1 protein-coding gene is annotated in these 719 nt (G+C 54.2%); it reads left to right on the forward strand.

What is annotated here, in order from left to right:
* On the forward strand, positions 1 to 719 hold a 719-nt coding region (locus A1OO_RS23625), incomplete at both ends, for a VCBS domain-containing protein (protein ID WP_035008636.1).

Genomic DNA, 719 nt, shown 5'->3' on the forward strand with positions numbered 1-719 from the left:
GATTACCATTACGGGCACGAACGATGTCGCGGTCGTCACGGGTGATACCTCTGGCGATGTAACCGACCAAAATACCTCAATATCGGGTTCAATTTCGGTCAGCGACATAGATGACGGTGAAACCGCGACCATCGACAACACCACGATTGAAGGCGAATACGGCTCACTTGTGTTGGTGGACGGAAACTGGACGTTCAACGTCGATTCAGAGAAAGCGCAGACGTTACCTGATGGTCAATCTGCGAACGATGTCTTCACGTTAACGGCCTCAGATGGTTCAACCCATCAAATCACCGTGACCGTTGAAGGCACAGATGATGCGGCTGTGGTCACCGGCGATCTCAGTGCCAGCGTGGCAGAAGGCGGTGATGCCTCGGTATCGGGTTCTATCAACATCAGCGACCCTGATGCTGCGGTACAACCCACCCTTGATAACGGCACGGTGGAAGGCGAATACGGTAACCTCACCCTGACTGACGGCGAGTGGACCTACACGGTTGACCCAAGCAAAACACAGTCTTTGGGTGACGGCGATTCTGAAACTGACACCATCACGATCACTGCATCGGACGGCTCAGAGCACCAAATCACCATCACGGTAACAGGCAGCGATGATGCTTCTGTGGTCACCGGCGTGACCACAGGCGGGGTTGATTTAGGTGCAGACTCACCTGAAACCAGCACATCAGGCACCCTGTCAATTTCTGACGTGGACGACG

This window comes from Enterovibrio norvegicus FF-33 (assembly GCF_000286835.2).
Classification (GTDB): Bacteria; Pseudomonadota; Gammaproteobacteria; order Enterobacterales; family Vibrionaceae; genus Enterovibrio; species Enterovibrio norvegicus_A.